At 53.4% G+C, this 11,115-nt stretch carries 13 protein-coding genes; 12 read left to right on the forward strand and 1 reads right to left on the reverse strand.

Annotated elements, in window-relative coordinates:
* Nucleotides 1-70: 70 nt before the first annotated feature.
* The 9 genes from GXX82_17535 (at nucleotide 71) to GXX82_17575 (ending at nucleotide 6,937) form a co-directional block, all read left to right on the forward strand.
* On the forward strand, nucleotides 71-985 hold the full coding sequence (locus GXX82_17535) for a nucleotidyl transferase AbiEii/AbiGii toxin family protein (protein ID NLT24848.1): 915 nt from the start codon (nucleotides 71-73) through the stop codon (nucleotides 983-985).
* Nucleotides 982-1,557, forward strand: a complete 576-nt coding sequence (locus tag GXX82_17540) for a hypothetical protein (protein NLT24849.1) — start codon at nucleotides 982-984, stop codon at nucleotides 1,555-1,557. The genes GXX82_17535 and GXX82_17540 overlap by 4 nt, the downstream gene beginning before the upstream one ends.
* Nucleotides 1,558-1,660: 103 nt before the next feature.
* On the forward strand, nucleotides 1,661-2,449 hold the full coding sequence (locus tag GXX82_17545; protein NLT24850.1) for an ADP-ribosylglycohydrolase family protein: 789 nt from the start codon (nucleotides 1,661-1,663) through the stop codon (nucleotides 2,447-2,449).
* A gap of 179 nt (nucleotides 2,450-2,628) precedes the next feature.
* On the forward strand, nucleotides 2,629-2,907 hold the full coding sequence (locus tag GXX82_17550; protein NLT24851.1) for a DUF1778 domain-containing protein: 279 nt from the start codon (nucleotides 2,629-2,631) through the stop codon (nucleotides 2,905-2,907).
* Entirely contained in the window at nucleotides 2,904-3,431 is a 528-nt protein-coding gene (locus GXX82_17555; GenBank protein NLT24852.1) for a GNAT family N-acetyltransferase, read from the forward strand. The genes GXX82_17550 and GXX82_17555 overlap by 4 nt, the downstream gene beginning before the upstream one ends.
* 369 nt (nucleotides 3,432-3,800) lie before the next feature.
* The gene (locus GXX82_17560) at nucleotides 3,801-4,043 is read left to right on the forward strand and encodes a hypothetical protein (GenBank protein NLT24853.1); all 243 of its coding nucleotides are present in this window, start codon (nucleotides 3,801-3,803) and stop codon (nucleotides 4,041-4,043) included.
* A gap of 448 nt (nucleotides 4,044-4,491) precedes the next feature.
* Nucleotides 4,492-4,869, forward strand: a complete 378-nt coding sequence (locus GXX82_17565) for a type II toxin-antitoxin system MqsR family toxin (GenBank protein NLT24854.1) — start codon at nucleotides 4,492-4,494, stop codon at nucleotides 4,867-4,869.
* A complete protein-coding gene (locus GXX82_17570) occupies nucleotides 4,866-5,867 on the forward strand; it encodes a DUF4065 domain-containing protein (GenBank protein NLT24855.1) in 1,002 nt (333 codons plus the stop codon). The genes GXX82_17565 and GXX82_17570 overlap by 4 nt, the downstream gene beginning before the upstream one ends.
* Nucleotides 5,868-6,157: 290 nt before the next feature.
* Nucleotides 6,158-6,937, forward strand: coding sequence for an ADP-ribosylglycohydrolase family protein (locus GXX82_17575; GenBank protein ID NLT24856.1), 780 nt, complete (start codon nucleotides 6,158-6,160; stop codon nucleotides 6,935-6,937).
* 311 nt (nucleotides 6,938-7,248) lie between these two features.
* Here GXX82_17575 and GXX82_17580 read toward each other — a convergent pair whose 3' ends face one another.
* The gene (locus GXX82_17580; GenBank protein NLT24857.1) at nucleotides 7,249-7,473 is read right to left on the reverse strand and encodes a helix-turn-helix transcriptional regulator; all 225 of its coding nucleotides are present in this window, start codon (nucleotides 7,471-7,473) and stop codon (nucleotides 7,249-7,251) included.
* A 359-nt stretch (nucleotides 7,474-7,832) separates the two neighbouring features.
* Here GXX82_17580 and GXX82_17585 point away from each other — a divergent pair, with 359 nt between their 5' ends.
* From GXX82_17585 to GXX82_17595, 3 genes are all read left to right on the forward strand, one after another.
* Nucleotides 7,833-8,555, forward strand: a complete 723-nt coding sequence (locus tag GXX82_17585) for a hypothetical protein (GenBank protein NLT24858.1) — start codon at nucleotides 7,833-7,835, stop codon at nucleotides 8,553-8,555.
* A 381-nt stretch (nucleotides 8,556-8,936) separates the two neighbouring features.
* Entirely contained in the window at nucleotides 8,937-9,866 is a 930-nt protein-coding gene (locus GXX82_17590) for a site-specific DNA-methyltransferase (protein NLT24859.1), read from the forward strand.
* Nucleotides 9,867-9,876: 10 nt separating this feature from the next.
* Complete coding sequence (locus GXX82_17595; protein NLT24860.1) at nucleotides 9,877-10,773, forward strand: hypothetical protein; 897 nt, start codon at nucleotides 9,877-9,879, stop codon at nucleotides 10,771-10,773.
* Nucleotides 10,774-11,115 lie beyond the last annotated feature (342 nt).

Raw genomic sequence — 11,115 nt, forward strand, 5'->3', positions numbered from 1 at the left:
ATCTGTTTGGCTTGCTTTATAATACTCAAGTGTATTATACTGCAATCATCTGATGGTAATGGAGGGTGTGATGGGAGTCAAATCGTTCGACGAGGGCAGGATCAAATCCGCTGAGGTTATCCAGCTCATCACGCTCTACAACCTCTTTTCAAGGAAGGAAAGCAGGAATATCATCTTTCAGGGCGGCACCGCGTTGCGATGGTTTCATGGGAACGAAAGGTTTTCCGAGGACCTGGACTTCGTGACATCCCTTAGCATGACGGAGCTGACGGGTCTGCTTAATTCCCTTGCCGTCAGCATCGAAACAGGCATCAAGGCCCAATTCGGTCCCGGGGCCTTCACGCTGAGACAGAAGGACAGGGGGAGAGAAGGGTCTGTCACGGCTTTTGTCGAGTATGCTTCGGAAGGGCAGCGCGGGAAAACCATGGTGAAACTGGAGTTCGAGAGGCTGAAGGCGGGCGCCTCCCCCGGGCAGGAACAGGTGATCCTTTCCTCGGCGCCGGCGGTTTCGTATTTCATCAGGACCGGCCAGGTCATGTTCCCGCCCGGACGCGTCGTCAACATCGAAACGGTGGAGGAGATCTTTTCCGACAAGATCAGGGCCCTCCTGGAACGCCGCTACCTCAAAGGCAGGGATCTCTACGATATCTGGTTTATGACGAAGACGCTGAGCCTGACACCCGATATCGGGCTGGTGAAGAGGAAACTGGAGATGTACGAGCATCCTTTTGCGCTTACGAGGGAGCCGGGTTATTTCCCTCAACTGGCACAAAACCCCGAAAGTGACGAGGCGGCCAGGGCTCGCGCGGAGATCGACAGGGACCTCAGCCGGTTCATCCACGAAGACGTGATGAAGGTCCTCAGGAAGGACAGCTTCCAACCGATCCTCGCCGCAACCGGTGAAGCATTCGAGAAACTCCTCGGGGAGGGCCTCGATCTTGCCGGGTACCGAACCGTCGGCAATGAACGGGAAACGGGGTCATGAGCAGGCAGACGAGCTTCGCGGTACTGGAGAAACTGCCCAGGCTCTTCACCTACGCCGACGCCGGGCAGCTCACCGGCAACGCCAACGTCTTCCTGACCCGGGCGCTGAAGGTCGGATATGTGACCCGGCTGGCGAAAGGGTGCTATTTCAACGCCCTGATCTTCAGGAGTGAGCCCCCCACCGTGGAGGAGGTGGCATGCTTCGTCCGGATGCCGACATATGTCTCCTGCGAATGGGCTATGAACTACCACGGGCTCTTGCTCCAGGTTCCCCTGACATGCACGGCCGTCACGCTGCACTCCACGTACGGGGCACGCAACAGGATCAGCTACGGGAACCGCATGATCGAGTTCTCCTCGATCGCCGACAAGCTGTTCTTCGGGTTCGACACGAGAGACGGGGTCAGCATCGCCACCGCCGAGAAGGCTCTCCTCGACGCCGTGTACCTCAGGAAATATGTCCCCTTCAGGGACGAACTGGAAACGGATGTCCTCGACCCCGCAAAGCTCAAAGAAATGGCGGCTCCCTTCCCGTCCACAACCCGTAACATGGCACTTTCATTGATCCCATGAAACGAACCGCTGGGAGGGACATATGCGAAACATCTCGAGAGACGCCATAGCCAGGTGCGGACGTGTTTGTGATTCGGGGGAAGTGAACATTGGAGGCGAGTGAATGGTTGGTGCTATCGCGGGTGATATTATTGGGTCGGTGTATGAGGCGCATCCTGTCAAGATGAAGGATTTCCCTCTTTTTCACCCCCGGTGCCGTTTCACCGATGATTCCGTGCTCACCATCGCGGTGGCCGAGGCCATTTTGACGGACGGGGACTACCGCCGCTCAGTGTGGGAGTTGGGTCGCCGGTATCCGTATGCGGGGTACGGCGGCGACTTCAGACGCTGGCTGAACTCGAGTTCCCCCGAACCATACAACAGTTGGGGCAACGGCTCCGCCATGCGGGTCAGTCCCGTGGGGTGGGCATTTAACAGCATCGACGAGGTCCTCACCGAGGCCGCCCGGACGGCGGAAATATCCCACAACCACCCCGAAGGCATCAAAGGCGCACAGGCCGCAGCATTAGCCGTGTTCCTGGCCAGGACGACAGGGGACAAAGAGCTCATGAAGAAGGAAATATCCGAACGCTTCGGCTACGACCTCAACCGCACGGTCGACAGCATCCGCCCATCCTACGGCTTCGACGTATCCTGCCAGGGCACGGTACCGGAAGCCATCATCGCCTTCCTCGACGCCAACGACTACGAAGACGCCATCCGCAACGCCATTTCTCTTGGGGGTGATAGCGACACGCTTGCGTGTATCACAGGGGCGATTGCAGAAGCATATTACGGGCCGGTTGCGCAGAGTATCTTCGATAAGGTTAAGGTGATTTTGCCGGGGGACCTGTGGGGGATTGCGGAGGGGTTTTGCGGAAAATACGGACCCGTGTATGTGTGGAAGGGCTAAGAGCTTGCCTCGCGCCCACCCGTCGCAGACGGGACCGATTTCGCAGAGGGCGCGAAGAGATGAAACGAGAGAGAACATTGATGCTTCTTCGCTCGATCTCCTGTCCCTGCTCAGGCGAAGTTGACCGGCGCGCAAAACTGGTGTACGCTTTACGTGAGTACACAAGATAGGAGACTGTCATGCCAAGAGCTGTTGTTGAAGCTAGTGAAAGGATGAACCTCCGGGTCAAGCCGGAGGTGAAAGCACGCCTTGTCCGGGCAGCCGCGTTGCGCCACATGGACCTGACGGAGTTTGTGACGCGGACCGCGTTGCACGAGGCGGAAGCCGTGATCGAGGAGGCAGAACACATCAAGCTGTCAGAGAGAGACAGCCTGCTTGTTCTCGATCTGCTCGAAAACCCGCCGCCGGCGAATGCCAGGCTTCGCGCCGCGATCGCGGCGATGCCGAAAAAGGCATGACCCTTCCGGGCTGGCACGAAGAGCCTGTTGCAAAAAAGCACGGTCGCAAGGATTTCGATTGCGGTGACGCAGACCTGAACGATTTTCTCTACCGTTATGCGCGCCAGAGTCACGATCTCGGCGCGGCAAAGACCATCCTCGCGATCGACGACGCTGACGACAGGACCGTTCTCGGTTTTTACAGCCTCGCGCCGGCGTCGCTCAGCTATGAGCGGGCACCGAAGACCCTGCGCCGCGGCCTCGCCCGCCACGATGTACCGGGTTTCAGACTCGCGCGCATCGCCACGCACGTAAACGTGCAAGGACGGGGGCTTGGCGGTCAACTCATCGCCGCGGCCGGCCGGCGCTGCCTGCGCGCCGCAACTGAAGTCGGCGGCGTGATCCTCATCATCGACGGGAAGAACGACCGGGCCGCCAAATGGTATGCCGCCTATGGCGCGGTCCCACTGCTGGATGCGCCATTGACCCTCGTCATGGCCCTTGCCTCCCTTGAAGCCGAGTTAAAGAAGGCAGGCCGGCTTTAGCGGTCGCGGAACAAAAAACGACCAACCCCGCGGGGTCACCTATTAGAGGGCACTCTGCCAACAAATTGGACTTTGGAGACACCCTCCGCATTTTCACATTCTATCCTTTCGGTCAATTCTTTCGGCAGTCGCCGACGGTTGTGCCCTCTTCTTCAAGGTCTCTTCCCCATTTGTTCTGCCGCCATACCAATCGCTGCAGTACTGTTCTCTTCGTGGAACTGGGAGGACCCCCGCCGAGAAAGCACCCACCACGGGGACGTTAAGAAATTAAGCTATTCTTCAGAGCGCCTCAAGGCCCCGAAGAAACGCGCTTTCTTGGTTTCTTGGGGACGTCCCACTGGGCTCCCTTTTGCCATAGCTGGGGACGGGATGGAAGGCGTCACGTTCCTGTCGGCGGGTACGGACGGGACGGACGGTCCGACGGATGCGGCAGGGGCGATAGTCGACGGGGGGACGGTGAAGAGAGGGAAGGAGAAGGGGTTGGATGCAAGGGACTTTTTGGAGAGGAATGATTCGTATAGCTTCTTCAAGGAAACGGGGGAGCTATTGATAACGGGGCCGACGGGGACAAACGTGATGGACCTCGAGATCGTCTTGATCGAGAGGCCGTAAGAGACGAAAAGACCTTATCTCACGCCCGCTTCGCTAGAGTCCGCAGAGGGCACAGAGAAATGCATAAAAGATTGCGGCCAGATCGCGGAACCTCCCACGATCTGGCCGCCTTTGCATCCCGTCTGCGACGGGAGGCAAGACATAGGGTCCTCTCTCCCGCCGAAGGGCGGGCCGAGAATGCCGCCTGATCCTGGGAGGCTTCGGGATCTGGCGGCGTCCTTTCTCTGCGCTCTCTGCGGTCTTGAGCGAAGCGGGCGAGAGGCAAGTCTTTGATGCTTCGCATCCCGTCTGCGACGGGAGGGTAATGCACCACAAACGGGACTGCCTTTTTAGACGATGAAGGGCGTCTTCTTGGAATTATATTATATCATATGATAACTTATGATTGATTATTTATCATAACGTGGTATAATGAATCTGTAGCAGGAATTCTATCAAGGGGCGGGTAGTGACTGAGGAGAAGCGGGAGGCAGTCAAGGCATTCCTGAGGGTTTTCAAGAAGGTTGCGCAGGAGCAGGGCATCTACTTTGTCACGCGAGAGGGTTTCATGGAAGCCATGGAATGGTTGGGTTTTACGAAAGCCAACTGCCGTGATGAGATCTTGAACCTCACCGTCGACGATTACTGCGAGGGGCCGGGCCCAGACAGGGACATGCCCGGTGAAGTGTGGGTCTTTGGGATAAACACGAGTGGTACAGACATATATATCAAGCTGAAACTGGCGCCGGTCAGGTCGCAAACCATAGCGAAGTGCCTGTCGTTTCACCCGGCAAAACATCCGCTTCGTTTCCCTTTCAGAGATGAAAAGAAAGGAGAGAAGAAATGAGAATCATCTGCCCATACTGCGAAGACGTTAAGGACGTGGAGGTGGTCAACGCCACTGAAGAGATCAAGGTGAAAGGCGAGCGCATAGAAGTTCCCGTCACCTATTACAAGTGCTCGGCCTGCGGCGAAACTTTCGACGACCCCAAGGCTGGCGGGGATCCTCTGGAAAAGGCCTATACGGAGTACCGCTCCCGGCACGGGATGCTCCAGCCCTGGGAGTTCAAGGACTTTCGAAAGAGACATGGCCTGACCCAGAGTGAGTTCAGCAGGTTGCTTGGCTGGGGTCAGGTAACCCTCAATCGGTACGAGAACGGGGCATTGCAGGACGAGGCCCATGACAAGGAAGCCCGACTCGCGATGGACCCTCGGAACCTGATCAATCTAGTAGAGAAGACGCCGTCCGCGCTCAGCGACCGGAAAAGGGAGCTGTTTCTCGAGAACCTCAGGAGAGAAGAAGAGGAGACGTTCTCCTTCGAGAGGATCTTCGAGGAGCGCTTCGGGAAGTACGAGGCGAACGAATTGAGCGGCTACAGGCATCTCGACGTGTCGAGGGTTCTGAACGCGATACTCTTTTTCTGCAAGGGGGGGGATTTCAAAACGAAGGTGAACAAGCTCCTCTTCTATGCCGATTTCAGTCACTTCAGGGAAAAGACCACATCAATAACGGGAGCCCGCTATGCGCATGCCACACATGGCCCCGTGCCTGACAACTACGAACGCTATTTCGCTGAACTCATCGGAAACAATTCACTGAAAGTCGAAGAAGTGCCCTGCGGATCGGACCATATAGCGGAGAAACTCATAACGATCAGGACCCCCGACCTGTTCTCATGGTTTTCCGAGAATGAAGTCAAGACACTGATCACGGTCAAGGAGTTCTTCAAGGATTACACTGCGACGGCAATACGGGATTTCTCCCACAAGGAGAAAGGATACCAGGAAACAGCGGACGGCCAGTGTATTTCGTATGGATATTCTGACGCCCTACAGATTCCGTGAGTGGAGACAGGTCCTGGGGGGGGGCGGAAAAGACGAAAAGACTCTATCTCTCGCCCGCTTCGCTCAAGACCGCAGAGGGCACAGAGAAATGCATAAAAGATTGCGGCCAGATTTCGGAGCCTACCAAAATCTGATCCTGGGAGGCTTCGGGATCAGGCGGCGTCCTTTCTCTGCGATCTCTGCGGACTTGATCCCGTCTGCGACGGGAGGGCGAGAGGCAAGTCTTTGATACTCTTTATCCCGTCGGACGTGTTTGTGATTTGCAGGAAGTGAACGTCGGAGGTGGGTGAATGGTTGGTGCTATTGCGGGTGATATTGTTGGGTCGGTGTATGAGGCGCATCCTATCAAGACGAAGGATTTTCCGCTTTTCCATCCCCGGTGCCGTTTCACCGATGACTCCGTTCTTACCATCGCGGTAGCTGAGGCCATCATGACGTACGGGGACTACCGCCGCTCAGTGTGGGAGCTGGGCCGCCGGTATCCGCACGCGGGGTACGGCGGCGACTTCAGGCGCTGGCTCAGCTCCAGTTCCCCCGAACCATACAACAGCTGGGGCAACGGCTCCGCCATGCGGGTAAGTCCCGTGGGGTGGGCATTCGATAGCGTCGACGAGGTCCTCACCGAAGCCGCCCGCACGGCGGAAATATCCCACAACCACCCCGAAGGCATCAAAGGCGCAGAGGCCGCGGCGCTGGCCGTGTTCCTGGCCAGAACAACGGGGGACAAAGAGCTCATCAAGAAGGAAATAACCGAACGATTCGGCTACGATCTCAACCGCACGGTGGATGGCATCCGCCCGTCGTACAGCTTCGACGTATCGTGCCAAGGGACAGTACCGGAAGCCATCATCTCCTTCGTGAGCGCCGACAACTACGAAGACGCCATCCGCAACGCCATTTCTCTTGGGGGTGATAGCGACACGCTCGCCTGCATCACGGGCGCCATCGCCGAAGCGTATTACGGTCCGGTTGGGCAGGAGGTCTTTGACAAGGTGAAGGCGGTTTTGCCGGGGGAGCTGTGGGGGGTTGTGGAACGGTTTTGCGGGGAATACGGGCCGACGTATTTGTAGGAAGACTGAAGACTGGAAGAATTATCTCACGTCCGCTTTGCTCGAGGGTGTGGAGGACACGAAGAGACGAAATAAAAGATCCCGGTCTGATGATTCCGGAGCCCACCAGAATCAGGCCGCCTTCGCATCCCGTCTGCGACGGTAGGGAGAGACGCCATAAGGAGACAGTTTTCCTGGAAGGAGAGTAAGCGCTGACGAGCATTGTTTTGGCAGTACCTATCATCATTCCTGGACTGCCATTGCCAACGGCACAGAGAACACGGGAGAATGTGAAAATCAGAAGGGCCCAAAGTCCCCTGCGCCCAGCGGATCTAATCGATCTTCATGAGTTTTTCTCCAAGAACAATGGCCACGGCGTGGGTTCTGTTTTCGGCATCGAGTTTTTTCATAATGTTGTCTATGTGAAACTTTATTGTTCTCTCGCTGACCTCGAGGATTGCAGCAATATCCTTTGTGCTCTTTCCACTCATCAAGCAACGAAGCATCTCTCGCTCCCGTACAGAGAGCGGAGGGAATTGCGCAGATGCTTTCTTCATAATGCCATGTACCCTCCCTCAGACGCATAACAATGAAACGAGGTTGCGGGGTGTTCTGGCTTCTCCTTTCAGGACATGTGTACCGGTATATGCTAATCGGCTTACGGCATCCAGACAACTGTCCGAAAGTACGGGTGAGGGAGACGCGTTTCAAGAAGTCACCCCTTTTCTCGAGAACACATTCTGAGCTGATCAAATGAAGTGCGGTTTTCTTCCACGCTGGTCCTATGGGTTAGTTGCCTGCCCGACAACTCTGCTCGACAACTAGTCAATTTGCTTGAACATATTCCGGAAATGGCTTAGAATTTTCTCACTCGATCGTGAAAATACAGGACCTGACAAAGAATGAAGCAGTCTCTTTGCTCGAATTGATACATGATGCCACACGATGCACTCAGGACAACGAGATCGAGATTCTCATTGGAAAACTGAATCGGCTTGTACCTTTTGAGAAAGCGGGTGCCATGCTGGGAAGGGTTAACCTGGCGGGCAAGATTACGGCCGTGAGCGTCAACCACAACTACCCGGACCAATTTGTAGATGAATATGTCAAGCAGAGGTTCCATGAAATTGACCCCTATGTAAAGGATAGCTTTGGAGTCTATGACCTGCAGTATTGGTCGGATATACTCAAGCGTTACGTTGAGCCCCGTGAACTCTACAAGGGGGCGTTTGGATTGTGTCGGGATTTCGGTCTTGATGCTACGTGGGAGGGCAAGGGATACAGTTGTGGCATAAAGAACCTGAACGGCGATGAGAATGGTGTTTTGCATTATTACGGACTTTCCAAGAGAGAGCGGCACAAGACCATCTTATCACTGTTTTCCCCTCATCTCCATGAGGCGATGAGCCGGATACTGGGCAAGGCCCGTTCTGATCTGCCACCCCTGAGCAGCCGGGAGAAAGAGATCTTAAAATGGCTTATGGAAGGCAAAAGCACATGGGACATCTCGACCATCCTGCAGATCAGCGAGCGGACGGTAAAGTTCCACATAGACAACACCATGAAGAAGCTTGATGCGGTCAACAGAACCCATGCCGTGGCCATCGCGCTGAGAGAGAAGCTTGTTGAGCTTTGCTAAGCTGCAGGAGCATCTTGGGGTCACAGGCCACAGGCCAGGAGGACTACAGGATATCCCCCTAGGCTCCCTAGTGACCGGGGGAACCCCTGGCCTCGCAGGGAACCCCCCGGTCCGTTCTCAATCCATATTGCTTTTCTTCAGGGAAAATGAGGTGTCTGATCCTTCTGTGGGTTGAGTTATTTTCTTGCTAACGATGTCCCACTGGGCCCCCTGGCCTCGCAGGGAACCCCCCCGGCCCGTTCTCAATCCGTATTGCTCCCTAGGGTCCGCTGCTCTTTGGCCTTCCATTTTTTGACGCCTTAAGCTATGATAGACGTAGTAGCGGCTGTGGTGAGCCTCTATATATTACCTATGAGACAAACATTTGTCCGACAGAAAGAAATGCCAACCTTCCTTGGCCAGCCCCAGCTTAATGGCACAAAATATTCTCTTGACACTAATACGATGAGCCCGGAAAAGCCCGAGTTATTTTATAAACATCCAAATGGGGAGATTTGGATTGGCGACTCAGTGGCTTGGCTGAAATCATTGCCGAAAGACTCGGTGGACTTGGTCTTTGCCGATCCGCCGTACAATATAAAAAAAGCCGATTGGGATAATTTTGAATCTCAACAAGAGTATATTGAGTGGTCTCTAAAATGGATCGAGCCCGCAGCGACGGTTCTGAAAGAAACGGGAACACTCTATATATGTGGATTCTCGGAAATACTCGCGGACCTAAAAGCTCCTTCAATGAAGTTTTTCAAGAGTTGTCGATGGATTATTTGGAATTACAAGAACAAGGCAAATTTAGGCAAAGACTGGGGCAGATCGCATGAGAGTATTTTGCTTTTTAGAAAATCGAAACAATTTACTTTCAATGTGGATCTGATTAGAATCCCGTATTCAAGGCACACCCTAAAATATCCGGACCACCCGCAAGCGTTGACGAGTCAATACGGCAATGGGAAAAATCATATTTGGAAACCACATCCGGGTGGTGCTAAGCCTCAAGATGTTATCGACATTCCGACGACCTGCAACGGTATGCACGAAAAAACCGCACACCCAACGCAAAAACCGGAAGAACTGTTGAGGAAGATAATTCTAGCGTCCTCAAATGTCGGCGACATGGTGTTAGATCCGTTTTTGGGTTCTGGGACGACGGCGGTTACCTCAGAACAACTGAAACGAAAATGGCTGGGTTGCGATACAAGCCGTGAATATCTTGATTGGGCCGTCAAGCGCATTGAATTAGTGGAGAATTGGCCCATAGAAAAATGGATTCAATATGATTTGGGAAACATGCAAAGAAGAAACTCTATAAAATAAGGCTGAAATTATGAGGCTGAGAGCCATCGTTGGTAAAGCTACCAATAAAGATAATTTCACCAATTTGAAGGGATATGTTAATTTCTGTCGAACATATCTCGATTACATTGCAAGCAATCTCCAAGCAACCATCGTTTCCCAAAACGAAAACTACTACAATTTCTACCAATATGGCCGCGAAGGAGACTATCAGATAACGAGGCCAATTAATTCCAATTTGATGTACGACATCAAGTCTTTTCCTAAGAAGGGCGAAGAATTTCTCAGGCTCCTTAAGGTCGCAAGAGAGATTGGTTCAAAAGATGTCGAACAAAGAAACATTCTGTTACACTCGGTCTACACCATTCAACAATGTATTGGCGCCGCACTTGATGCGCTACCGGCCGGTAAATCCAACCGCGCAAGAAAATTAAACGGCGATTTATTTGAGAATTTTGTACGGTTGATCATCAAAGAAATAGGTATTCCTTGTCGGGCCGGGGTGGTTCAAGTCCCTGTCCTTATGAACGGAGCAAAACTGTTCGATATGAGCTATCAACACGATCTTATAGTCCAGTACAAAGACAGTATAAAGGTCATCGGGTCAATAAAGACATCAAGCAAAGACAGAATCGACAAAATATTCGTCGATAAATTTCTTTATAACAAACTGACAGAAACCGTAACTCCGCATATAGCCATTTTTCTCAACGATGTGCAACGCAAGAATACAAGCAGAGAGAACGAGTATGGAATAAACGCGACTTTTTTGCCAGGGCATTTCAAGGGGTATACAGTAAAGCTTAACCCTTTGGACGGAGTTTATTATTGCGATATTCGGCCCAATATGAAAACGGAAAACATACTAAAAGACCATATCAAAACCTTTGATTACTTACTCTGTGAAGATATTTGGAGTTTCATCTAAATGAGTCAGGGCGGGAAAGGCAATTCTTGAGCACATGAAAAGGAGCCGATCTGAAGCCTTCTCAGGATATCGACAACATCGACCACCATGTACTCCTTTCTCGCCTGGTTGTGATAACCTAAAACTGACCCACCCAACGGGCAAATGATCACCGAAAATTGACCCACCCCGGAGACGATCTCTGGTAAGTTTGGTCTTGAAGACAAGACCGACGGTACCGGAGGGAAAGGGTGATAACGATGGATCAGTACGAGTACATCAGGACGGCGCACCGGGTCTACGGGAAGAGCATCCGGCAGATACAGAAGGAGACGGGCCATTCCCGGGTAACTATAAGGAAGG

The organism is Syntrophorhabdus sp., assembly GCA_012719415.1.
GTDB lineage: Bacteria > Desulfobacterota > Syntrophorhabdia > Syntrophorhabdales > Syntrophorhabdaceae > Delta-02.